At 52.4% G+C, this 21,494-nt stretch carries 18 protein-coding genes; 8 read left to right on the forward strand and 10 right to left on the reverse strand.

From position 1 onward, the window contains the following. From F608_RS33890 to F608_RS33895, 4 genes are all read left to right on the forward strand, one after another. On the forward strand, positions 1-1,356 hold the full coding sequence (locus F608_RS33890; protein WP_022669286.1) for a B12-binding domain-containing radical SAM protein: 1,356 nt from the start codon (positions 1-3) through the stop codon (positions 1,354-1,356). Beyond that, complete coding sequence (locus F608_RS0129135) at positions 1,353-2,852, forward strand: B12-binding domain-containing radical SAM protein (RefSeq protein ID WP_022669287.1); 1,500 nt, start codon at positions 1,353-1,355, stop codon at positions 2,850-2,852. Before F608_RS33890 ends, F608_RS0129135 begins: the two co-directional genes overlap by 4 nt. Before the next feature lie 204 nt (positions 2,853-3,056). Further along, the gene (locus tag F608_RS0129140; RefSeq protein WP_022669288.1) at positions 3,057-3,617 is read left to right on the forward strand and encodes a PDC sensor domain-containing protein; all 561 of its coding nucleotides are present in this window, start codon (positions 3,057-3,059) and stop codon (positions 3,615-3,617) included. Between the two features lie 24 nt (positions 3,618-3,641). Next, complete coding sequence (locus F608_RS33895) at positions 3,642-5,330, forward strand: methyl-accepting chemotaxis protein (protein ID WP_022669289.1); 1,689 nt, start codon at positions 3,642-3,644, stop codon at positions 5,328-5,330. On the opposite strand, the gene F608_RS0129150 is transcribed toward F608_RS33895, so the two are convergent. Together F608_RS0129150 and F608_RS0129155 are read right to left on the reverse strand one after the other, a co-directional pair. Then, positions 5,327-8,428 carry an efflux RND transporter permease subunit gene (locus tag F608_RS0129150; RefSeq protein WP_022669290.1) on the reverse strand — a complete coding sequence of 1,034 codons (3,102 nt, stop codon included), beginning with the start codon at positions 8,426-8,428 and terminating at the stop codon, positions 5,327-5,329. The genes F608_RS33895 and F608_RS0129150 overlap by 4 nt on opposite strands. Then, the gene (locus F608_RS0129155; RefSeq protein ID WP_022669291.1) at positions 8,429-9,481 is read right to left on the reverse strand and encodes an efflux RND transporter periplasmic adaptor subunit; all 1,053 of its coding nucleotides are present in this window, start codon (positions 9,479-9,481) and stop codon (positions 8,429-8,431) included. It abuts the gene before it with no gap. A gap of 157 nt (positions 9,482-9,638) precedes the next feature. Here F608_RS0129155 and F608_RS0129160 point away from each other — a divergent pair, with 157 nt between their 5' ends. The 4 genes from F608_RS0129160 to hpf all read left to right on the forward strand — a co-directional run bounded on the left by F608_RS0129160 (position 9,639) and on the right by hpf (position 13,586). Then, positions 9,639-11,471: a PAS domain-containing sensor histidine kinase gene (locus F608_RS0129160; RefSeq protein WP_022669292.1), complete on the forward strand. Its 1,833-nt coding sequence runs from the start codon at positions 9,639-9,641 to the stop codon at positions 11,469-11,471. Positions 11,472-11,628: 157 nt separating this feature from the next. Next, positions 11,629-12,828, forward strand: coding sequence for a putative sulfate/molybdate transporter (locus F608_RS0129165; RefSeq protein ID WP_022669293.1), 1,200 nt, complete (start codon positions 11,629-11,631; stop codon positions 12,826-12,828). 32 nt (positions 12,829-12,860) lie between these two features. Further along, the gene (locus F608_RS0129170; RefSeq protein ID WP_022669294.1) at positions 12,861-13,127 is read left to right on the forward strand and encodes a DksA/TraR family C4-type zinc finger protein; all 267 of its coding nucleotides are present in this window, start codon (positions 12,861-12,863) and stop codon (positions 13,125-13,127) included. A gap of 114 nt (positions 13,128-13,241) precedes the next feature. Continuing rightward, positions 13,242-13,586 (forward strand): ribosome hibernation-promoting factor, HPF/YfiA family, encoded by a 345-nt coding sequence (gene hpf / locus F608_RS33900; RefSeq protein WP_022669295.1) that lies wholly within the window; start codon positions 13,242-13,244, stop codon positions 13,584-13,586. Between the two features lie 73 nt (positions 13,587-13,659). Here hpf and F608_RS0129180 read toward each other — a convergent pair whose 3' ends face one another. The 8 genes from F608_RS0129180 to F608_RS33905 form a co-directional block, all read right to left on the reverse strand. After that, complete coding sequence (locus F608_RS0129180; protein WP_022669296.1) at positions 13,660-14,064, reverse strand: DUF488 domain-containing protein; 405 nt, start codon at positions 14,062-14,064, stop codon at positions 13,660-13,662. Further along, positions 14,061-14,624 (reverse strand): GNAT family N-acetyltransferase, encoded by a 564-nt coding sequence (locus F608_RS0129185; RefSeq protein WP_022669297.1) that lies wholly within the window; start codon positions 14,622-14,624, stop codon positions 14,061-14,063. Before F608_RS0129185 ends, F608_RS0129180 begins: the two co-directional genes overlap by 4 nt. A gap of 118 nt (positions 14,625-14,742) precedes the next feature. Beyond that, on the reverse strand, positions 14,743-15,414 hold the full coding sequence (locus tag F608_RS0129190; RefSeq protein ID WP_022669298.1) for a Crp/Fnr family transcriptional regulator: 672 nt from the start codon (positions 15,412-15,414) through the stop codon (positions 14,743-14,745). An 84-nt stretch (positions 15,415-15,498) separates the two neighbouring features. After that, positions 15,499-16,731, reverse strand: coding sequence for a multidrug effflux MFS transporter (locus F608_RS0129195; RefSeq protein WP_022669299.1), 1,233 nt, complete (start codon positions 16,729-16,731; stop codon positions 15,499-15,501). Between the two features lie 293 nt (positions 16,732-17,024). Next, positions 17,025-18,254, reverse strand: coding sequence for a nickel pincer cofactor-dependent isomerase, group 22 (locus F608_RS0129205; RefSeq protein ID WP_022669301.1), 1,230 nt, complete (start codon positions 18,252-18,254; stop codon positions 17,025-17,027). A gap of 76 nt (positions 18,255-18,330) precedes the next feature. Then, on the reverse strand, positions 18,331-19,842 hold the full coding sequence (locus F608_RS0129210; protein WP_022669302.1) for a tripartite tricarboxylate transporter permease: 1,512 nt from the start codon (positions 19,840-19,842) through the stop codon (positions 18,331-18,333). A 51-nt stretch (positions 19,843-19,893) separates the two neighbouring features. Continuing rightward, positions 19,894-20,349 (reverse strand): tripartite tricarboxylate transporter TctB family protein, encoded by a 456-nt coding sequence (locus tag F608_RS0129215; RefSeq protein ID WP_022669303.1) that lies wholly within the window; start codon positions 20,347-20,349, stop codon positions 19,894-19,896. 116 nt (positions 20,350-20,465) lie between these two features. Then, on the reverse strand, positions 20,466-21,389 hold the full coding sequence (locus tag F608_RS33905; RefSeq protein WP_022669304.1) for a tripartite tricarboxylate transporter substrate binding protein: 924 nt from the start codon (positions 21,387-21,389) through the stop codon (positions 20,466-20,468). Positions 21,390-21,494: the final 105 nt, after the last annotated feature.

Genomic DNA, 21,494 nt, shown 5'->3' on the forward strand with positions numbered 1-21,494 from the left:
ATGAAACTGCTTCTGGTCCAGGTTCCCACCTCTCATCTGGGAGCCGGAGAAAAAGTATACCCCCTGGGCTTGTCCAGGTTGTCCGCCCGGGTCCCTGAAAAAATAGAAAAACAGGGCCTGGACATGAACCTCAGTCCCGACCCCTGGGCCCGCTTACAAGAGGTCATTGAAGATTTTACGCCCCACATGGTGGCCCTGTCTTTCCGGAATCTGGACCCCCTGGCCGGCCACCAGGCTTCCTATCTATCTTCTTTGAAAACCGCGGCCCGGCTGGTCCGGGCCCTGGTCCCCCGGGCCGTGATCCTGGCCGGGGGGCCTGCCTTTTCCCTGTTCGGGAAACGGTTGATGCAGGAGGTGACCGAGATCGACCTGGGCCTGATCGGTGAAGGAGAATCCGCCTTTTCCCTTTTCCTGTCCGATCCCTCCCGACCGGACCGGGTTCCCGGACTTATCCGGCGGGACCGGGAAAAACTGATTCTCAATCCTCCGGGGCCCGGAATTTCCATGGATGAGATCCCTAAACCGGACACAAAGACTTTTTTGCCCCTGGATTACATGAAGGGCAATGCCTATGTGGCTGCCATGGGAATTGAAGGAAAAAGGGGGTGTGATCTTCACTGCGCTTACTGCCTCTATCCTTTCCTGGGCGGCACCTGCCTGCGCCTTCGAAGTCCCGGAAAAATCGTAGATGAAATGGAAATGCTGAAAAATAAATTCAAAATCAATCTTTTCCACTTCACCGACGGGGTGGTTAACCGTCCCAGGGACCATTTTGAGGCCCTGTGCCGGGAACTGATCCGCCGGAACCTGAATATTGCCTGGACCGGTTTTTTCCGGGAGGACAGCCTCGGAACCCGGAACCTGGAACTTGCCATGGAATCCGGGCTGGCAGCCGTCTATTTTTCCGGAGACGCCCTGACCGCCCGGGGTCTGAAACTGCTGAACAAGAGAATGGAGATCAAGGACATCCTTGATGCGGCCAGGCTCACCTCAGACAAGGGCATTCTGACCATGTGCCATTTTCTGGTCAACCTTCCCGGGGAAGACGGAAAAAGCGTGGAGGAGGCCGGCCAGAACCTGGACCGGCTTCTGGAGATCCATGCCCGGGCCGGGAACCTGGGGGCGGTGATCTTCAACCATGTCAGGCTCTATCCCGGAGCCCCTTTAACCCGGAGACTCCTCCGGAACAAAAACCTGGACCCGGACACAGACCTGCTGTACCCGGTTTTCCACAACCCAGTGGAATTCAGCCATGTCCTCCACGAATTTGAAGCCCGCTGTCACGCGGCCGGTGTTTTTTCCCGGCTGGGCCTGGCCCCGGATAATAATATTAATGATCAGGAGATCATAAGATGAAGATACTGGTTCTGGAACACCCGAGGATGGCATCCGAAAAACGGTTCAACGATATTGCCAACACCCCTTTATGGTCCTGCCTCATGGGCGGATATGCCGCCTCGGCCCTGGAACGGGAGGGGATGGACACCCTTTTCCTGGACAGGGCGGTTCCGGGTGCCGCTTTTGATGAGACAGAAGAAAAGGTTCTTTCCCTGGATCCGGATCTTCTCTGCGTCAATGCGGTCTATTTCTGGGAGCATACCCCGGTGCTGTTTGATTTTCTGTCCAATCTGAAAACAAAGGGATTTTCCGGGCACATCAATCTATTCGGATTTTTCCCCTCCCTGATTTACCGTCAGATCCTCAAAGAGTGTCCATACATAGACTCCATTGCCGTTGGAGAATTTGAGCAGACCCTGGTGGAACTTGCCCGGGGAATTGAAAAGAAAAAGAGGCTGGAAAATATCCAGGGCCTGGCCCTGGCCTCCTGCCTCCTGGACAGGGACAGCCGGATGAGGCCCCCGGAAAAGAATCCGGATATCTTTGCCTTTCCCAAAAGAAGCAGTCTTGAGGGGACCCTATCCGTGCTTGCCAGCCGGGGATGTTACAACCACTGCAGTTTCTGTCCGGTTCCCTCCTTTTACAACCAGGGAAGCCTGTGGCGGGGAAGATCCCCTGAAAATATCGCCCGGGAAATCCAGGATCTGGTGGACCAGGGAATAAAATCCTTTTATTTCTGTGATCCCAATTTCATCGGCCCGGGTGCCGGGGGAAGAAAAAGGATCATGGACCTCATGGACCGGATCCGGCCCATGAACATCCGGTTCGGCATGGAAACCCGGCCCCAGGACCTGGATGAACCTCTCATGAAAAAACTGATCAGATCCGGCTTTCAAAGCCTTCTCATGGGGATAGAAAGCGGCTCCTCCCATGTGCTCAGCCGGATCGACAAATCTTCGGGACCGGACCGGGCCGCCCGGGCCATTGAACTTTGCAGGGCCTGGGGAGTCGAGCCTGAAATCGGATTTCTCATGTTTGTACCCGAGGGCCGGATCGAGGATCTTGGGATCAATATGGATTTTCTGGAAGAGAACCGGCTTCTGGACCGCCTGGACCGGACCGCCAACCTCCTGAGCCATACCCTGATCGTCCTGGCCGGGACCTCCGGGTACGGCCGGTACCAGGAAGAGGGAAAACTTCAAAAAAACGGACTCTTCGGGTTTGAGGGCCGGGTGGCTTTTTCAGATCCCAGGGTCGCATGGGTGGAAGATCTTCTCACCTTTGCCTGCCACAGGCTCCTAAAAGAGATGTCCCGAATGGAATCGCCCGTGTTCTGGGAAAAACCGGATCTTGAAATCAGCCGGAAGGCAAACGATTTTCTCGTGGATCTGGGGAAAAGACTCATCCGGGACGGTCGGAAAAATATCCTGAACAAGGAGGAACAAGTAACAAAAAAGCAGGAAATCGCATCCTGTATCGATACCCTTCTTTGTTCCGGCGAAACCCGGGGATAAACATGGTGCCCCACCTCCCTTCTCATTTTTTCCTGGTAATTCGTCCTAAAACATTATATTATCCAGAAAGCCGAGGACAATAATAAAAAACTTGTATTGACGTGGATTCAGAGGAAGAGGTAAGATGATTTTCGCCGTTTCCCGTCTTAACGTGAATACCCGTGCTTCAGGTTGAAACCAATTCTCAAAAAAGGAGGAACAACCATGAAAAAATTCTGGATTACATTAATCTCAGTTATCTGGATCTTTGGTTTTACCATGGGCGTATGGGCGGAAAAAGCCCCCCAGAAAATCGTGGATCTGGCCAATACCGAACTTGCGAAATACGGAACATCCCCGGAGATCGTCAAGGCGGTGAAGGCGGAAAACGCCAAGGGAAAGACCTTGGATGACATTAAAAAAACAGACGAAAAATGGAAAGCTTTTTCCGGTATCGCCGATTACATGAAAGCCCTCATGGATTCCGAGTGCGGAAAGTTTTTAATCGGGGTACTTGAATCCAAACCTTTTTTTGCAGAGATTTTCGTAATGGACAACCAGGGGGCCAACGTAGCCATGACCGACAAGACCTCCGACTATTGGCAGGGAGACGAAGCCAAATTCAAAAAATCTTTTAATGGGGGCAAGGGAGATATATTTGTCGATGAAGTGGAATTTGACGACAGCGCCCAGGCCTATCTGGTCCAGGTGTCTGTTCCGGTGAAGGACGCGGATCAGGTTATCGGGGCCATCACATTCGGCATTGATGTGGACCTGGTGGACTAGGACAAAAAGCCAAGGAGAGATTGGATGAATTTTTTGAAAAATATGAAAATCAGTGTAAAATTGTTTCTGGGATTCTTTCTCATGATCCTCTTCATGATCATCATCGGAATCAGCGGATTCTACGGAGCATCCACCATTGAAAACCGTCTGGAGGATATCTTTGCCATTAGAATGCCCAGCATCGATTATCTCATTGAGGCGGACCGGGATCTTCAGCAGCTTTTGGTGGCGGAACGGTCCATGATCTTTTCCAATGTAAAGTCTCCTGAATTCAAATCCCTGGTGGAAGAATATGAAAAAAACCTAGGCCAGGCCGCAACCCGGTGGGATAAGTACAAGGCCCTGGCCAGCAGTGATGAAGAAAAAGCCGTTATTCCCAAATTTGAAGCGGCCCGGAAAGAATGGATGACCATTTCCAGAAAAGTGGTGGAAGGCAGATCCTCCGACACACGGACCGGACGAAGGGAAGCCCTAGACCTGACCCTGGGACCGGCCAATGAAAAGTTTGAAGCCATGCGGAATTTCCTGGATCAGCTCACGGAGATCAGCCTCAAACTGGCCCAGGAAGACCAGAAAAACGCTGGCGAGACACATACCCAGGCCGTTGTCACCATATTGGGAATCAGTTCAGCCGGCCTCGTCATTGGCCTCTTCCTCATGGTGGTCATCAGCCGGAGCATTACCCTGCCCCTGAAAAATGTGGTCAAAGGGCTGACCGACATCTCCCAGGGAGAGGGGGATCTGACCCTGAGGCTGAACGCCGGCAGCAAAGACGAGATAGGAATTCTGTCCCGGGCCTTTAACGAATTTGTGGACAAGCTCCAGAGCATGATCCGGGACATCTCGGAAAATGTCGCTCTCCTTTCCGATTCATCCCAGAACCTTTTGACCATTTCAGGAGAGATAACCTCGGATTCAAAGAATTCTTCGGACAGGTCCAACTCCGTTGCCGCCGCAGTCGAAGAGATGAGCGCCAATATGACTTCCATCTCGGCAGCCATGGAAGAGTCCAGCACCAACACCAACTCGGTGGCATCTGCCGCCGAAGAGATGAACTCAACTGTTGATGAAATCGCTCAAAATGCAGAACAGGCCCGCGGCATATCCCGGGATGCCGTGAACAAGGTCAGTGAATCGAGCCAGCAGATGGGTGTCCTGGGCCAGGCTGCCCAGGCCATCGGCCAGGTGGTGGAGACCATCACCGATATCTCCGAGCAGGTCAATCTTCTCTCCCTGAATGCAACCATTGAGGCGGCCAGGGCCGGAGACGCCGGAAAAGGATTTGCCGTGGTTGCCAGCGAGATTAAGGAACTGGCCACCCAGACCTCTGCCGCGTCCATGGATATTAAGGAAAAAATAGAAAATATCCAGGGAACAGCCGACAACACTCTGGCCAGCATCAATGAGATCAGTGAGGTCATCAGCCAGGTGGATGGTCTCATATCCAGCATTGCCTCTTCCGTGGAAGAACAATCCTCTGCCACCCGGGAAATCTCCATAAACATCAGCCAGGCCTCCTCCGGTATCCAGGACATCAATGAAAACGTAAGCCAGAGCTCAATGGTGGCCGAAGAGGTCACAAAAGATGTTGCCGAGGTCAACCAGGCAGCAGGAAAAATGACCCAGCGCAGCGAGACGGTCCGGGAGAGTGCCGGAGGTCTGGCCGATATTGCCGGACGGCTTAATGAGATGGTGGGCCGGTTTAAGGTTTAAACCTTCTGAGTTTCCATCCCTATGAAAAAGACCAGGAGGGAGGGTATGACCAGAAGGGTGAAGGCCGTTGACATGGACAGTCCCCCCAGAAGGATGGCTCCCAGGCCCCGGTAAAGCTCGCTGCCGGACCCTGTGGACACCACCATGGGCATCATGGCCAGAAGACTGGTGGTGGCGCTCATGAAAATGGGCCGGATCCGGGTTTTCACTGAATCCGCCACGGCCGCTTTGCCCTCAAGCCCGTTAAGCCGGACATTGTTCAGTGATTGATGAACGATAAGAATGGCGTTGTTGACCACCGTTCCGATGAGGATGATAAACCCGAGCATGCTCAGCACATCAAATCCCTGGGGTGCGATATAGGTATTCACGGCCCAGAGGCCCACAAATCCACCGGCTGCGGCCAGGGGCACGGTAAAAAGGATGATAAAGGGATAGATGAAATTTTCAAACAGGGCCGCCATGAGCAGATAGGTGATGATCAAAGCCAGGAGCAGGTTCCACTGCAGGGCCTGGCGGGTCTCCACCAATTTGTCGGCATTCCCCCCTACCCTGACCATGACATTATTAAGTCTGCCGGCCTTTTCCAGAGAGGGGATGATATCCTCCTGGATCTGTTCCATGGCCGATTGAAGGGGCAGATCCATGGGAGGGGTCACCTGGAGGGTAATTGTGCGGCTGCGCTCCAGATGATTGATCTGGTGCATACCCTGGCCGTATCGAATATCCGCCACGTCCCTGACCCGGATCAGGTCTCCGAATTTATTGACAATGGTGGAGAATGAAATATCCTCCGGGGACCGGGCCGAGGCATCTTTTCCCTTGATGACCAGGTCCACCTGTTTGACGCCTTCGGGGCGGTACTCTTCCACTTTCCTTCCGTCCATAAGGATATCCACATAAACCCCCAGATCCTCTGCGGTCAGTCCGCTGGCGGCCAGTTTTTCCATGTTGGGAACGAATTGGACCTCCGGATACCCTGCCTCAAGGGAGGGCACGGGCCGGACCTGGGTGTTTTGCATCTTGGCCTTTATGGTTCCGAAGAGTCCATAGGCCGCCTGGATGATTTCCTGGATATTTTCTCCGGAGATGTTCACATCCACGGTCCGGCCCTTTCCGATCCCGGACTGGAAAATACCGGCCTGGATACTGACCCCGAACACGCCGGGGATGGAGGCCATGACCCGGTTAAACAGGGGCATGAGTTCCCCGGCACGGGTTTCATGAGTACTGATCCCGCCGAACAGGGTCACCCGGTCGGCTCCGACGAAAAACATATTCTTGATCTGGGGAAAGCCCTCTCTGCCGTCTTCCTTGAAATAGGGTTCGCAGTCCTGGTAAACTTTCCGCCCCATGGCTTTCAGTTTGGCCACGGAATAACCGGGCGGCGGAATCAGGATGTTCAGAATCAGGTTCCGATTGCCCTGGGGCAGGTATTCTGCATTGGGCATGAGCTTGAGGGTCAGTCCCACGGAAAGAAGGGTAAACAGAATGATGGTCGCCAACCGGGTAAATGCGTTTTTCATGCACAGGTTGCTGACCCTAAGGAGGATGCCTGCCAAAAAAGGTCCCACAGTACTTTTCTGGATCCCCCGGGCCTTGGTGTGATTTCTTTTCCTGTAAAAAAGGTTGTATAGGGTGGGAATCACGGAAATGGAAACCACCAGGCTCAGGAGGATGGAAGAGGTCACAGCTATGGCAATGTCCCGGAAGAGCTGGCCGGCCTCTTCCTGGATAAAAATGACGGGCAGGAAGACAGCCACCGTTGTAAGGGTGGATGCAAGGACCGCTCCCCAGACCTCTTTGGCCCCCTGGAACGCGGCGTCAAAGGCGGCTTTGCCCTCTTTCCGGTGGCGGTCTATATTTTCCAGGACCACGATGGAGTTGTCCACCAGCATGCCTACGGCGAATGAGATCCCGGCCATGCTCACCACGTTAAGGTTCCTTCCCATGAGCCAGAGAAAGATGAAGCAGCCCAGGGCGGAAATGGGAATGGCAATGCCGGTGATCAGGGTGGCCCTGACACTTCGTAAAAAGAGCAGGAGAACGCCGATGGCCAGGAGACTGCCGATGATGATATTCCGTTTTACCAGGCGGGTGGCCGTGTTGATGTAAGGACGCTGGTCATAGACCATCTCCAGGTTGAGGCCGTTGTCCTTTAAAAGAGTCCGGTTCAAATGGGTGACCGCCTGTTCAACGGCATCGGTCATATCCAGGACATTGGCCCCTTTTTCCTTTTTTACACCCACCACAACCACCTGGACACCATTATGGAGCACCGAGGCCGTCTCTTTTTTAAACCCCTTTTTCACCCGGGCCACATCCCGGAGATGGACCCGGTTGATCCCGTCGTCAAAGATGACCGTATCCATGGCATCTTCAGGGCTCTGAAACTGGCTTACGGTGCGGATCCTGTAATTTTTCTTGGCCATGCCCAGGACACCTGCCGAGATATTCTGGTTGGCCTTCTGTATGGCATCGATAACCTGGTTGATGGTCATGTTGTACCGGGCCAGTTTCTGGATATCGAGGATCACGTCCAGGGTGGTATCGGTTCCCCCGAACACCAGGAGGGAGCCCACTCCCGGTATCCTCTCCAGATGCTGGCGGGCATTGTCTTCGAAAAAGGTCCGAAATTCATTGATATGACGGGGGTTTTCCGGATTGGTCTTGAGAACCATCCAGATAATGGGAGAACTGTCAGCCCCGGAAGATTCAATGGTGGGTTTGTCCGCATTATCCGGATATCCGCTGACCTCGGACATCTTGTTGGACACCCTGAGCAGGGCATCATCCAGGTCGGTTCCGATCCCAAAGGAGAGGGTAATGGTCCCCAGGCCGTTATAGCTGGAGCTTTCCATCTTGGTCAGGCCCCTGAGCCCCTTTAGGACCTTTTCCTGTTTCTCAATGATCTCCTTTTCGATTTCATAGGGAGTGGCCCCGTACCAGGTCGTGTTTACCGTGATCTCCGGAGTTTCCACATCAGGCGTCAGCTGGACAGGCAGCTTTTGAATGCCGATGAGACCGAACATCATGGTCATGATGACGCCCACGGCCACGGTCACAGGCTTTCGGATGGCAAAACCGATAATATCCATTTATTTTTCTCCGGTTACGGCCACGGGCTGTCCCGGCTGCACCCGTTCATTCCCGTCCACGATCATCGGCATTCCCTCTTTAAAATGGGCATCGTCCGCACCGATCCGGTCCCCCAGAAAGGCCACGATGTTTACCGGAAGGATTGCGGCTTTTTCATCCCGGATGGTATACACCATGTTTTTCCCCTTTACATTGACCAGGGCATCCCTGGGGATCAAGGCCAGGTTCTGCCGGATCCCCGTGGGTATCTGCACGGTTGCCGACATATTCTCGGCGACCTTGTCCTGCATGGGAATCCTGATCTTTATAAAGATATTTTTTGTCTTTGCGTCGGCTTCAGGTGCCAGGTTTTCCACGACTCCCTCCAGTTCACGGGCATAGGCGTTGATGGTCACGGGAAGGGTCTGGCCCATGGAGATGAACTGAAGCAGGGTCTCGGCCACGGGCAGCTTTACAAAAAGGTCATTGACAGACCCGATACTGACCAGGGCTTTTCCCTGGAGGACCCAGTCCCCTGTATCCACATTCTTTTCAAGGACAATCCCGTCAAAGGGGGCCTTGATCACGCTTTTTCTTTTCTGGATCATCAACTTTTTGAGCATGGTCTGGGCAGACTGTTTTTTGAGCAGGGCCTCCTTAAGAAGAAAACCGGCGTCATCAAAGTCTTTTTCCGTGGCACCGCCTGTCTCGTAAAGGGAGTCCATGCGCTGAAAGTTCTTTTTTAAATGAAGAATTTCAAGATCTGCCTGCTCGATCCGGTTCTCCTGGAGGTCAATCTCTTTATCCAGGATCTCCGTATCCAGAGAAACCATGGGCATCCCCTTTTCCACGCGGTCTCCGGTTCCCACCCGGATCTTTTTCACCAGGCCGGACACCTCGGAAGAGACATGGCTGATCCGTTCGTAGTAAAGAGTCCCGATAAAGGGCTGGCTGGGGGCCACTTCCTGAAAGCTAAGTTTTGAAACCCCCACCCGGGCAGCCGGCTTTTCTTGGGCCCAGACCAGTGAACCATGAACAAGAATCAAAATTAAAAGCGCGCGGACAATCCTCATAATTCCTCTCCCCCCTTAAATGTATTCCAGCAGAGTATTTTTTGCCCGAAAAAAAGTCAAGCCATAATCATTTGCTGAGTGTAAAGGTTTGTGTTAGGATTTGAAGACATATCTTATCCGGGTTGCATGTATCTAAAATTCAGCCAAGGGGGAAGCCATGACCGATTACTCCGATAAAATACTGGATGCTCTGGATGCCTTCCAGGAAGGGATCTATATCGTCAACGATGATTTCACCGTGGAGTACATGAACCACTATATGAAGGAACTTTTCGGCCAAGGAACCGGCGAAAAATGTCATGAGGTCCTTATCCGGTCCGACACCCCCTGTGAATGGTGCAGATACGATGAAGTGTTCAATAAAGACGAAACCCACCACAGTGAAATCTATATTCAGTCCATGGACAAACATTTTTCCGTCACCGAACTTCCGGTTCACAACCAGGACGGGACCCGGTCCAAACTCTCCATATACCGGGACATCACCCGGCGCAAGGAGCAGGAAGCCAGGTTTATTTCTTCCAGGGAAAGCTACCAGCGGCTTTTCAACCACGTGGGGTGCGGGGTCTTTATCTCCAGCAGAAAGGGACGCTTTCTGGACGTCAACCCGGCCCTGCTCAAAATCCTGGGGTATCAGAACAAGGATGAGTTCTTGTCCCTGGATTTGGCCACGGACGTCTATTTAAAACCCTCGGACCGGAAGACCTACATGGAAATCATTGAAGATAAAGGTCAGGTCATTGATTACGAAGTCAGGTGGCGCCACCGGGACGGCCGGATTCTTCATATCCTTCTCACCTCCAATGTCCGGTACGACACCCATGGAGACATCCTAGGGTATGAAGGGATCGTAGTGGACCAGACCCGGAGAAAGGAACATGCCAATATGATCAAAGAGGCCCATGACTTCCTTGACCGGATCATCTCCTCCTCACCCAACGCCATCATGACCATGGATATGAACGGCATCATTAAATTATGGAACCAGGGGGCAGAGGAAATCTTCGGATACACCGCCGAACAGGTAATGGATAAAATGGGCATCCATGAGATCTTTTCCAAGGAATTGTCCAAAACATTGATGAATATGGTAAGGGATGAAAAATTCGGGGGGCGGGGCCGGCTTAAATCCTATCCCCTGAATTTCAAAAGACAGGACGGCGACCTTGTGGAGGGCAGCCTGTCCGCCGGGCTTATCTACGATGATGAAGGCCGAGAACTGGCAACGGTGGCCACTGTTGTGGACCTGAAAGAGAGGCTGGAAATGGAAAGGGAACTTTCCGAGGCCAGGCAGCATCTTCTCCAGTCGGAAAAACTGGCCGCCATGGGGCGGCTCACCTCCCAGATCGCCCATGAACTGAACAATCCCCTTTTCGGAATCATGAACACCCTGGAGCTGATGAAGACCGAGATCTCCCCCCAGAACAAGAGAAGAAAGCTCCTGGATATGTCTTTGTCGGAAACCATGCGCCTGGCGGACATGCTCAAAAAAATGCTTTCCTTTTCCAAGCCGGATGAGGAAAAACGGTCGGAAATCGATATCAACGTGATCCTGGACGAACTCATGCTTCTCTATGAAAAACGCTTCCGGGAGAATTCAGTCAAGGTAAGCCTGGACCTGGACAAGAATCCGGGCACCATAATGGCCTCCAGGGATCAGCTCCGCCAGGTATTCATCAATATGTTCTCCAATGCCATGTATGCCATGCCCGAAGGCGGGAACCTTGAGATCTCAACCCGGGGCAACGGATCCATGCTCCACATCGTTGTCAAGGATACAGGCACGGGCATTGCCCCGGAAAACATTGAAAAGGTGTTTGACTCCTTTTTCACCACAAAAAAAGAAAGCGTCCAGGGCGTGGGCCTGGGGCTTTCCGTCTGTTACGGATTCATCAAGGACCATGGCGGAGACATCCAGGTGGAATCCCGGGAAGGGGAATGGACCCGGTTTACCATCAAGCTTCCCCTGATGGAAAAATCCGGAGAGTAAAGGCGCAGGGGACCGGTCCTGTTTGCCTTGCCCCTTCCCGTATCCCCGGGACATGGGGGCCTGATCCGAAAATTCTCTTGGAAAGACCTTCCTTTTTTTGTTTATTCGCCGCTTATTTTCCGATACAATCCGGTTCGTCTTAAAAAGGAGAAGATTTATGGCTGAAAGACTCAGATTTAACCGAATGGAACTGGCCGGATCCCTGGGAGACCTGGGAACCCTGCTGCCCATCTCCATTGCCATGGTTCTGGTCAACGGTCTGAATCCCGTGGGGCTGTTTTTCAGCATCGGGCTGTTCTATATATTTACCGGACTCTACTTCGGGATTACAGTCCCGGTTCAGCCCATGAAGGTTATCGGCGCCTATGCCGTTGCCGCATCCCTGTCCCCTTCCCAGATCCTTGCCTCTTCCCTTTTAATGGCCTTTTTTCTTTTGCTGGCCGGGATGACCGGGGCCATAGATCTTATTAAAAAACTGACCCCCAGGGCTGTGATCCGGGGGGTTCAGTTATCCACCGGTGCCCTGCTCATGTCCGGCGGGATAAAATTCATCATGGGAACATCCAAATTCCAGGAGCTTCACCAGGCTGCCGAGCCCTACCTGACCGTGCAGTCCCTGGGCCCGGTTCCCATCGGCATCCTGATCGGAACCCTGGGAGGATTGGCCACTCTGCTGCTGTTGGACAATAAAAAACTGCCCGCAGGCCTGGCCGTGATCCTGGGGGGCCTGGCAGCCGGTTGGATCCTGGGGGCCCGGCTGGAACTGCCGGAAAACGGCCCCATGATCCATCTTCCTGAAATCTTCCCCCTTCCCTTTCCCGGGAAAGTGGATTTCTCCTTTGCCCTGTTCGCCCTGGTCCTGCCCCAGGTTCCCATGACCCTGGGCAACGCGGCCCTGGCCTATACGGATCTGTCCAGAGAATATTTCAAGGAAAACTCCTCAAAGGTATCCAACCGCAGGGTCTGCATCTCCATGGCCCTGGGCAATATATTGAGCTTTGTCCTTGGGGGGATGCCCATGTGCCACGGCGCCGGCGGCCTGGCTGCCCATTACCGGTTCGGGGCCCGCACGGCCGGATCCAATCTCATGATCGGTCTGGTATTCCTGGGCCTGACCCTGGGCCTGGGAGACGGTATCCTCTCTTTTTTCAATCTGCTGCCCATGTCAATCCTGGGGATTCTGCTTGTATTTGCCGGTGCCCAGCTGGCATTGGCCGTCATGGACCTGGAAACCCGCAAGGAATTTTTTGTTGCGGCCCTGATTCTGGGCATTACACTGGCATCCAATCTGGCCGTCGGATTCATCACCGGCATGGTCGTTGCGCAGCTTCTGAAATGGAAGAAACTATCGGTGTGATCCATTGAAAATAAATAAAAAAGGAGGAGATCATGGCGGTTGGCTGGGCCGGTGACGGTGCCGTACAGGAACAGATCGATGCGGGAATTGAAGACGAAATCAAACGGGCCAGGAGCCGCCTGTCCCGGGGGAAAAGTCTGACCCATTGCCGGGAATGCGGAGAGCCGATCCCCCCTGCCCGGCAAAAAGCGGTTCCCGGCGTGCAATTGTGCATTGACTGCCAGACTGAACTCGAAGAAGGACAGGGCTCTTTTACCGGCTTTAACCGAAGGGGCAGCAAGGACAGTCAGTTAAAATAAGCCGGCCTTCCTTTAAAAGCCGTTTGGATCAAAATAAATCAAGCGGGTCCGTTGATACGGCCGAATGGATATGGTAGGATTAAATCAGCGTTTTACCTTTTTCAGGAGGTTTCTATGCAGATATCCATTACCCACAAAAACCTTGACTCTTCAGATGCTGTAAAGGCACACATCCATGAGAAATTCGAAAAACTGGATAAGATGCTCGATTATCCGGCCGATGCCCATATCGTCTTATCGGCCGAAAAATTGAGACATATCGCCGACGTCAACCTCTTCTGTGATAAAATTAAAATTCACGCCCGGGAGGAGACGGAAAACAATCTATATTCAGCCATTGACGCCCTTGCAGACAAAGTCCGGCTGCAGATCAGAAAATACAAGGACAAACAGCGCCGCCATCTCTCCGGCGGCAAAGAAAGCATAAAAGCCGGCGATATAGCAACAGAATCCTTTTAAGATTATAGGAAGGGAAAATATCCCGACGATTTCCCTTTGCAGGGGCGATATCCCATCGCCCCTGCAAAGAGATTCATGCGCCCTTGTCATCCTGTTTGATTTTACCCCCCTTTTCCTGGAGAAGTTTCTGCAGGACAGACCGGTGGCAGCGTTCCGGATTCGTACAATAGCACCCCACCGAAAAATTGCTCTCCCGGGACATGGCCGCCAGCAGTTCGATGACCCGTAAATTCTCAGGCCGGACCATTTCCTTTCTATACTCTTTTTCAAAGGCCAGCCACTCTTTTTCGGTTTTCACACTCCTGCCCATTTTCATGGTATCAGGGCTGGGGGACAGGTTGGGCAGCCATACATCATAATAATTTTTCGATGCAAAATCTTTTTTCGGTACCCCCCGGGGCGGACGACGGACGGTTCCAATGCGGATTCCCTCATCTTTTGCCCTGTCACTGCCAAGCCTGACCACACGTATACTCATTTATTCCTCCCATTGGATTCTGCCGGATCCAATTTCAGGCGGAACCCGAAAACCGATAATTGCCCCTGGATGAAATCCAGATCCGGTGACCGGGAAAATCCCATACGCTCGTACATCTTCCAGGCAACTTTCATGGAGTCCGTTGTGTGCAGGATTACACCCCGACGGCCTATTTGGGCCGCTCTTTGAATACAGGCCCCGGTCAATGCCCTGCCCACACCGATATTTCTTGCTCCCGGTCTGACCGCCAGCAGCCGGATACCCGAATAGTCCGTATTTTCACCGGCACTTCCCCCGGAATGATAATATGCCATATTTCCGACAAATGTAACCCCTCCCAGAAGGTCATTACCAGGTGAAACGGCAACAAAGATGAGGATACCCGGCAGGGCAGCCCGTCCTTCCACATCCTGGATCATGGAGTAGTAATCCGGCTGTTCCGCAAGGCCAGGCATACCCGGCAATTCCTCATATGCCCTTGCCGTCATCCGTCCCAGATCCTCATACTCTCCGGGTCCGGCCAAACGAATTTCGTAATTTTTTAATGATTTTTTTTTCATTCGCATCCCTTTCTGATAAAAATTTAGAAGATCTATTATCAGATCATTCCCGGGATGTAAGTAACCTGGGTCACAGAGGAAAAAAATCAAGGTTCAGTCCCCCGGGGAGAAGGAAGGGTTACTCTTCAAAAACCTCCTGCAATGCAGATTCATTGAGAATCACAATCTTTTCCCGCCCCAATTGGATCAGGCCGGCATCTGAAAAACTGTTTAACAGTCTCGTAATCATTTCCCGGACCGTTCCCAGCTCATCGGCCAGTTCCTGGTGGGAAACCTTTAAATGGTTCTTCTGCCGGATCAGCAGAGCGGCCAGACGCCGGTCCAGTTTTTGAAAAGCCACCTCTTCCACCAGCTGCATCAACTCCAGAATCCGTCTTGAGATGGATGAAAAAACAAACTCGCGGAAGGCCTTTGTCCTCAGCGATTGATGAAAGTCCTGGGCAGTCATCATCACAAGTTCCGTATCCTCTTTTACCAGTCCGGAAGCATTGTATGGGGCATGTCCGAGCAGGCACCCGGCAGTAACCACACAGACATCCCCGGCAGAGACCTTATACAGGGAAAGTTCCCTCCCGTTCACAGATCTCTTAAAGACGCGCAGGGTTCCGGATAGAACAAATGGAAAACCATTACAGGGGTTGAGTTCGTCAAAAATCTTTGTCCCGGCCGCAAGACGGGTCAGTCCTGCCCGGGAGAGCATCCCGGCTGCCAATTCCGGATCCATACCCGAGAACACAGGGTAGCTTTGGAACAACCTTTTTTTCTGGTCTTTGGTCATTATCATGCCCATGTTTTAAGGATTTCCCATTTTGGAAAAACCTTTATCACAGCCTTGGCCCCGCCGACAAGCCAAAGATCTCACGCCGGCCCCATGTCAATTGGATGGTCCTGTTTTCACCCGGGAATGATCGGCCCAGGCCATGGCCGCGGCTGTGAGGAGACCCAGGATGACGAATCCCCAGGCCAGGGGAAGTGTACTGCCGTTGTAAGCCCGGCCGATGATCATGGACAGGGGGGATGAAATCAGACTGGTCAGTGAGCCGATAACGGCGGCCCCTATCCCGGCAATATGGCCCAGGGGCTCCATGGCTATGGAATTCTGATTCCCAAAGAGGATCCCGAGGCAGAAAAAAGAGAGGGAAAAACAGACCATGAACAGCCACGGGGAAGAAGGTTCCCCCATTTTAAGGACCGCCGCCAGATAAAAGATCATCAAGAGGATAAAGACCAGCACTGCCCGGTAGGACAAGGCACGCATGCCGAATTTCATCACGATCCGGGAATTGACCAGGGATGCCCCTCCGATACAGAGAGCCAGAAAAGCCATGTACAGGGGAAATTCCCGGCCCAGGCCAAATACCTCCTGGTAAATCTGCTGGGCGCAGTTCAGATATGTCAGGAGCACGCCGAGCATAAAGGCGGAGGCCAGGGTGTACCCCAGGGAGAGCCGGTTTGAGCATACCTCCTTGAGCCCCTTTAGGATGCGGACGGCTGAAAAGGGAATCCGATGCTGCCTGGGAAGGGTTTCCGGCTGGCGGATGGTAAACCAGGTAAGGGCGACAATCCCCTGGATCATCAGGACCCCGAAAATGGCCCGCCAGTTTCCCCGGAGCAGAATGGCCTGTCCCAGGGAGGGGGCCATGGCAGGAATAAATATAAATACCGCCATCACGGCGGACATGATCCGGGCCATGGCCCGGCCGTGATACTGATCCCGGATCAGGGCAATGATGGCTGTTCGGGGACCTGCAGCACCCAGTCCCTGGATAAGTCTTCCGGCCAGCATGATTTCAAACCGGCTTGAAAAGATGGACAGCAGGCAGCCCAGGGCAAATATCACGAATCCGGTAAAAATTACGGGTTTGCGGCCGAAACTATCCGACAGAGGGCCGAAAAAGATCTGCCCGAGCCCCATGCCGAAGATCAATAGGGAGACAACAAGCTGGACATCATTGGGGCGGGCCACATGGAGATCCCTGCCCATCTGGGGCAGGGCCGGCAGCATCATGTCGATGGACAGGGCCGTAATGGAGATCATCACCGCCATCAGGGCAATGAATTCCTTATATCCCGGACCTGTTTTTGTTACCTGTACGCTTGTTTCCATGGGTTGATTATGTCCGCCGCCAGTCCATCAAAGGGTTAGTCAAAACTCCAAAAGGAGCTTTTACAAGTTTAAACGGATGCATGCAAGTAAAAAACAGCCCTGGGATTTCAGGTTTTGCCGCTCCAACAGGAAATCTCCCAGGCTCATCAGGTAAATATACAAGATTTCTTTTAAAATCCGGATCAGCTTTGATCCGGGTTCCGACCCCATGAATTATCCTCGGTAATTTTCAGTGCAGGGGACGTAACCGGATGTCTGGAAGAACCAGGGGAGGATCAATATTGAAAAAAAGATTAAAAGGGCAGCAGCCTGTTATCGGCAGAAAAGGCAACCGGAAGCGGGGCCTCATTGATATCTATTTGATCTTGCCCCTTAAGTTGAGCCAGGACGGGTTTGGTGAACCACATCCTATCCAGGGCCAAGGTGTTTGTAATCCTGCCGATGCGGGCCCTTTTCAGGTCGGGAAGTTTGCCCATCACCGTTTTTAAAAGGGTCTTGTCGTCTTTGAGACAAAGGGGCATCCGGGCCGACCTTAATACCCAGGCCGTCAATGCATTGGTATACATGGCCTCCATATCCAGTTTTTCCCGGACACGGAAGGTGGTCAGGTCTGCCATGCCGATCCCCATGGCATTGCCGTGGGATTCCGGGGTGACATCCAATACGGCAAGGACTTTGTAGTCGGGGAGGCGTTCACCACCTTCCCGGCGCCAAAGCCCGATCACGTTGGGATCGATCCCGGCGCCACTGATATTTTTCCCCATTTCATCGATAATCAAAAAATCGAGATCTTCCACAGGAATCCTTTGTAACATTTTCCAGGCGGCATGTAAGAGGCGCCTGTCCGTCTCGATGATCTGCTTTGCCTCTACAATCTCTAACCGGGCAATTTCGTGGCCCGGGGTTTCTACCACAGCAAGGCCGCAAAGGACATTCACCTTTTCCATGATCCGCCTGGCACCGGGAACGATGGTCTTTGCCAGATCGTACTTGTGAATGTTGGCAGCCCCCTTGTCCTTACCGCATCCAACGGTAAGCATCTTGCACAACCCGGATTCAACATCATTTCGGAATGCCGTGTGGGGTTTTACGCGGTTGATTGCCACAAGATAGTCTGCCTCATAGGCATCCCTGGATAAAAAAATCTTGGCTCCCCCGTCAATAGAACCCAGGGAAACCACGTCCATGTTGGATAGGATTGGCGCTCCCACACGCCCTTCCGTGACCCCGAGGTCGGCAAGGATCTCTTTCTGGCCTTCCGCCGTGGCACCGCCGTGGGATCCCATTGCAGGCAGGATAAAGGGAGCCAGGCCGATCTGTTTCAGACAGGATACCATGGTGCCCACAATCTCAGGGATTCGGCTGATACCACGGGATCCCACCGCCAGCGCCACCCGTTTGCCCGCCCTCACCTTTCCACCTAGGGAGAGCCGTTCAAAATCCGATTGAATTTTACCGGTCAGGTTCTTGATACTGGGCTCGTCGCTGCCCTGGGTCACTTCAAAAAAATCAGGAAATTCCATCTAATACCCTTTTCATATCTGGACCGCCCTCCTCCCCGTAGATCGCCTGATTTCTGGGCAAAGAGAACAATCCAGGTCAATACAGAGGCTGACGGTTGTTTTTCACCTGCCTGAATATGATCGTTCCCACTGTGATGATGGTCAGGAGAATCAAAATCAATGATATGGGCCTGGCAAAAAAGATGACCGGAGACCCAAAGGACATTCCCATTGCCTGACGAAAACCGTTTTCCAGCATGGGCTCCAGAACAAAGGCCACCAGAAGCGGGGCCAGGGGAAACCCGAACCGCCTCATAAAATATCCCAAAAGACCGAAAATCAACATCACTTTAACGTCAAAAAGCGAGTTATCAACGGCATAGGTTCCGATAAAACAGAGAACGATGATAATGGAAAACAGGATATTGGCCGGTATTTTCAAAATAAGTTTGGCCCCGTTAATCAGAATCCTGCCCAAGACCAGGTTCAAAAAGGTGCAGATAAACAAGCCGATAAACAGGGCGTAAACCACGTTGCCGTTTTCCTGAAATATCAGGGGGCCGGGAGTAATGCCCTTGATCATAAAGGCACCCAGCAAAATGGCTGTGACGATATCACCGGGGATGCCAAGGGTCAAAAGGGGGATCAGTGCTGATCCGCAGACCGCTGAGTTTCCGGACTCAGCCGCGGCAACCCCCTCAACCACACCGGATCCGAACTCATCCCCCCTTTTGGACCCTTTCTTGGCCATGCCGTAGCTTAGAAAGGCCGTGATGGTCGACCCCAGTCCCGGAATGGCGCCGATAAACGCACCCAACGCAGATCCCCGGATAATGGTTTTCAGGCTGCCGAGCAATTCCTTCAAGGTCAGGGAGTTGTCCTCGGGTTTGTTCGAATACTTGACCACTCTCTTTGCCTCACTACCCTTGGCAAACAATCCGGAATCCACCTGGAAAAAGAGTTCGGAAATGGCGAAAAGCCCGATGAGCATTGGCAATAATCCGACGCCTTTGAGCATTTCCATGGTACCGAATGAAAATCTGGCACTGCCGGCAACGGGGTCAATGCCCACCGTTGCGATGAGCAGGCCAAGGCTTGCACCGATTAATCCTTTCAGCAAGGAATCCCCGGACACAGCAGCAATGATGGTCAAGGAAAAGAGAATCAGGGAGAAGAGCTCCGGAGCCCCCAGTTTCAATGCAGCTCTGGCCAGCGGCGGGGCGACAAGGACCAGGATGACGTCCGTGATCAGATTGCCGATAACGGATGCGTAAAGAGCAATTTTCAAGGCCTTTAATGCCTGGCCTTTCTTGGCCATGGGATAGCCGTCCAGGCCTGTTGCAGAGGCAGCCGGCGTCCCCGGGGTATTGATTAAAATGGCGGGAATGGAACCGCCGAACATGCCTCCCTTATATACGCCGACCAGGGTGGCGATGGCAGTGACTGGCTCCATGGTAAAGGTCAGGGGAACCAAAAGGGCAATGGCCATGGTTGCGGTCATACCGGGTATCGCCCCCACCACGATACCGACAAAGCATCCGATGCCCGCAAAAAATACGTTTTTGAAAGTAACCATCAGGGCAAACGCATCAATAAAATGTTCAACCATATCTTTTTCTTTCTTATCTTATGAAATCATTAAAGGGTGTTCCGTTTCAAATCAGATCAGAATACCGCAGGGAAGCATCACCTGCATGACCCGGCCGAAAAACAGGTAAAGGGCTCCGGTCACAAAGATGACGATGAGCGGAATCATGATTTTGTTCCGACAACCGTAATAGATCAAAAAGAAAAGCAGGATAACCGCAGTGGAACTGATATAGCCCAGGTATTCGGCAAGATAGGTGTAAACCAAGAGCATGATCGCCGTAACCACGACGGCTGCGGTGTGCCTCTTTTGTTTATTTTCTTCGGGCGCCTCGTTTTTCCTGAAAAAAAGCCAGAACCCCAGAACACACATAATCCCGGTGATCAAATTCGGGAAAAAATCAGGGCCGATTCCCCCTCCACCCCCTGAGCTGTCGCATTCTCTCGGGATGATAAAGATGAGCAGAATCATGGAAAATAAAACAATTCCAAGGCCGATGATTTTATCACAAGCATGTGCGGATTTCATTGATCAACCTCTTTTCCCTTAGATTTTGACGAACCTGCAAGAAAAGCCGACTGCCTTTTTGCGGGTCCATCGTTTTCATTAGAAAGGCGTCATCTTCCTGTCTGCCCTGGCTGGAATCAATATTTTTTCAATCCGGCCGCTTCAAGGACCTCACTGTACAGATGCTTCTGATCTTCAAGTTCCTCCATGAGCCCCTCTCCCTTTAAAAAGTCGAGTTTGTCCTTAATTTTTGCGAACATTTTCGGGGTTTCCGGATCATTGGCAATTTTTTCAAACAGATCTTCCAGATAGGTTTTGACCTCAGCCGGAACCCCCTTGGGTAAAAAGAGCACCCGGGCTGACATGTCACTGAAATTGATCCCCTTTTCCATCATGGTGGGAACATCCGGAAGTTCAGGAAGCCGTTTTTTTGAAAACACGGCCAGGGCCTTTAAATCACCGGACTTTACATATTGCATGCACTCGGCAGGCACCGTTGCAAAAAGATCGTTATGCCCCCCCAAAAGGGCGGCTATGGCTTTGGCCCCCCCTTTATAGGGAACGTGATTCAGTTCTATATCCGCTTTTTGGGCGAAAGCCATTGCGGCAATATGGGTGGTTGTCCCGGCGCCGGAGGAGGCATAGGTGACTTTTTTCGGATTGGACTTTGCGTAGGAGATAAGCTCATCAAATGTTTTAAACGGGGTTCCTCCTTTGGCCACCAGAATTCTCGGGGAATTGCTCATCCGTACCAGAGGCTCCAGATCTTCGAATTGATAAGTGGTTTTCACCATGAACGGTTTGACGGTCAGTACGGCCGGAACTGCGAACAAAAAAGTATATCCGTCCGGTTTGGCAGCCGCCGTATAGGCGGAACCGATGGCAGCGCCCCCGCCGGTCTTGTTGACCACGATGATCTGTTCATCGGTATACTTTTTGGCCAGATCAGATAGTATTCGTGCTTCAATATCGGTGGAACCGCCTGCAGAGTATGGCACGATCATGCTCATCGATTTCGAAGGAAAGCCGTTGGCCAGGACAAGGGAGGGAAAAAGAAACATTAGACATCCGAACATCACGAGACAAACACGCATTTTAATCATCACACCAACTCCTTAAGTTATGGGGTCCTGCCCTGCCCGGAACCGTTCATTATTTAAGGGCCT

The sequence above is a fragment of the Desulfospira joergensenii DSM 10085 genome, from assembly GCF_000420085.1.
Lineage (GTDB): Bacteria > Desulfobacterota > Desulfobacteria > Desulfobacterales > Desulfobacteraceae > Desulfospira > Desulfospira joergensenii.

Bases quoted from the DNA above. Each gene is read 5' to 3' on its own strand.
- F608_RS0129215 (WP_022669303.1), bottom strand. From the start codon at position 20,349: ATGAAATCCGCACATGCTTGTGATAAAATCATCGGCCTTGGAATTGTT.
- F608_RS0129185 (WP_022669297.1), bottom strand. From the start codon at position 14,624: ATGAAAAAAAAATCATTAAAAAATTACGAAATTCGTTTGGCCGGACCC.
- F608_RS33890 (WP_022669286.1), top strand. From the start codon at position 1: ATGAAACTGCTTCTGGTCCAGGTTCCCACCTCTCATCTGGGAGCCGGA.
- F608_RS0129205 (WP_022669301.1), bottom strand. From the start codon at position 18,254: ATGGAATTTCCTGATTTTTTTGAAGTGACCCAGGGCAGCGACGAGCCC.
- F608_RS0129210 (WP_022669302.1), bottom strand. From the start codon at position 19,842: ATGGTTGAACATTTTATTGATGCGTTTGCCCTGATGGTTACTTTCAAA.
- F608_RS33905 (WP_022669304.1), bottom strand. From the start codon at position 21,389: ATGTTTCTTTTTCCCTCCCTTGTCCTGGCCAACGGCTTTCCTTCGAAA.
- F608_RS0129150 (WP_022669290.1), bottom strand. From the start codon at position 8,428: ATGGATATTATCGGTTTTGCCATCCGAAAGCCTGTGACCGTGGCCGTG.
- F608_RS0129180 (WP_022669296.1), bottom strand. From the start codon at position 14,064: ATGAGTATACGTGTGGTCAGGCTTGGCAGTGACAGGGCAAAAGATGAG.
- F608_RS0129195 (WP_022669299.1), bottom strand. From the start codon at position 16,731: ATGGAAACAAGCGTACAGGTAACAAAAACAGGTCCGGGATATAAGGAA.
- F608_RS0129140 (WP_022669288.1), top strand. From the start codon at position 3,057: ATGAAAAAATTCTGGATTACATTAATCTCAGTTATCTGGATCTTTGGT.
- hpf (WP_022669295.1), top strand. From the start codon at position 13,242: ATGCAGATATCCATTACCCACAAAAACCTTGACTCTTCAGATGCTGTA.
- F608_RS0129160 (WP_022669292.1), top strand. From the start codon at position 9,639: ATGACCGATTACTCCGATAAAATACTGGATGCTCTGGATGCCTTCCAG.
- F608_RS0129155 (WP_022669291.1), bottom strand. From the start codon at position 9,481: ATGAGGATTGTCCGCGCGCTTTTAATTTTGATTCTTGTTCATGGTTCA.
- F608_RS0129165 (WP_022669293.1), top strand. From the start codon at position 11,629: ATGGCTGAAAGACTCAGATTTAACCGAATGGAACTGGCCGGATCCCTG.
- F608_RS0129190 (WP_022669298.1), bottom strand. From the start codon at position 15,414: ATGGGCATGATAATGACCAAAGACCAGAAAAAAAGGTTGTTCCAAAGC.
- F608_RS0129135 (WP_022669287.1), top strand. From the start codon at position 1,353: ATGAAGATACTGGTTCTGGAACACCCGAGGATGGCATCCGAAAAACGG.
- F608_RS0129170 (WP_022669294.1), top strand. From the start codon at position 12,861: ATGGCGGTTGGCTGGGCCGGTGACGGTGCCGTACAGGAACAGATCGAT.
- F608_RS33895 (WP_022669289.1), top strand. From the start codon at position 3,642: ATGAATTTTTTGAAAAATATGAAAATCAGTGTAAAATTGTTTCTGGGA.